This is a genomic window from Corynebacterium yonathiae, from assembly GCF_027570195.1.
GTDB lineage: Bacteria > Actinomycetota > Actinomycetes > Mycobacteriales > Mycobacteriaceae > Corynebacterium > Corynebacterium yonathiae.
Genome location: NZ_JAKMUZ010000041.1, coordinates 1 through 1,402, shown reverse-complemented (window position 1 = coordinate 1,402; position 1,402 = coordinate 1). Strand labels below are relative to the sequence as shown.

Genomic DNA, 1,402 nt, shown 5'->3' with positions numbered 1-1,402 from the left:
TTCCTTTTACCCCCGTTGACCATTGATACTCGAGTCTGGGGATCCCTGCGGGTTTAGGCCATCCTATTCGAACACAAACACCCCCACCAAGGTCATATGTCCGGTAGGCGGGATACTATATGGGAGCTAGTTAGAAAACATACTCGAAAACCCTCGTCCTGTTGGAGTGCCCCGCTGTGACTGCTACACTCGCCCCACCCGAACCTGATGTTGCCCTCGACTACCCCGAATCTCTACTCATAGACGACCCAACCAACCCCGACCCCGACGCCAACCCGGACGTCCCAGACGCGTTCTACACCACCAATGCACCCGGCAACCACATCGGCCAAGCCGGCACCTACACGCGTAAAACCTCCTGGTTCCTCTACCGCGCAATCCTGCCCCAACTAGACGACGACGTCGACTTAAGCCTCACCAGCCTGGCCAAAGACCTCGGCATCTCTTATAGCAAACTCCTCGGGTATATCCGTGCCCACTATCGCATGCGACAACTACCTCTAGTCACCGAAGTACAAGGCCAGCACTGGATACTCGATCTGACCAAACTGCGCATCATCGACCGCGAACTACACCGCCTAGATAGCAACCCCGACCATCTCGAAGCCATCGACGCAGCACTCGCAGACTTCCTCACCCCCACCACACCCAACCAAACCGTGCCCACTGATGCTGACCTACGCCGGTTTATCCGCACCTTCATCGACACCCACCTTTGCCCAGAAGACAAAGAACAAAAACCCGAACCAACCCTTCGCATTCACATCAATCCAGACCACACGACCACCCTGTCACTGACCTGCGACCGCGCCACAGCCGTTATCATCGCCCGCCACATCGACGCCTACACCAATAAAGCAAAAACAACCAACGCACAAGGCCTAATCGACCTCATCTTGGAAGACACCCACACCAGCGTCGCGATCAACACATTTACCACCAACGAAGACACCAACAGCGTCTACATCCCAGGCGCCGGATGGATAAACATAGGCCACGCGCCCACAGACAACACCTTCATCCGCCGGCTTAATGCCGACGAAATTGACGGATACACCCCAAATGTTGACATCCGCGCCTACACCCAAGGCAGAGACGCCACCTGCCGCTGGCCCGGCTGCACCATCCCCGGCAACTACTGCCAACTAGACCACCGCATCGAATACCACCAAGGCGGACCCACCAGTCCGGATAATTTAGTAAACCTTTGCCAACACCACCACAACATCAAAACTGACCGCCGCGTCCACTACATCCTCGACCCCATCACCGGCACCATCGCCTGGCTCCACCGAGACGGCACCTACCAACTAGACCACGCCACCGGACCACTAGCCACACCCCAAACCCACTGGAACCACACCTGGGCACAATACCTCGCACTACAACAACAAAAAACAAA

The 1,402-nt window shown here is 56.3% G+C and carries 1 protein-coding gene; it reads left to right on the top strand.

From position 1 onward, the window contains the following. Positions 1-176: 176 nt before the first annotated feature. On the top strand, positions 177-1,402 hold a 1,226-nt coding region (locus L8V22_RS11575), incomplete at its 3' end, for an HNH endonuclease signature motif containing protein (RefSeq protein WP_269966564.1).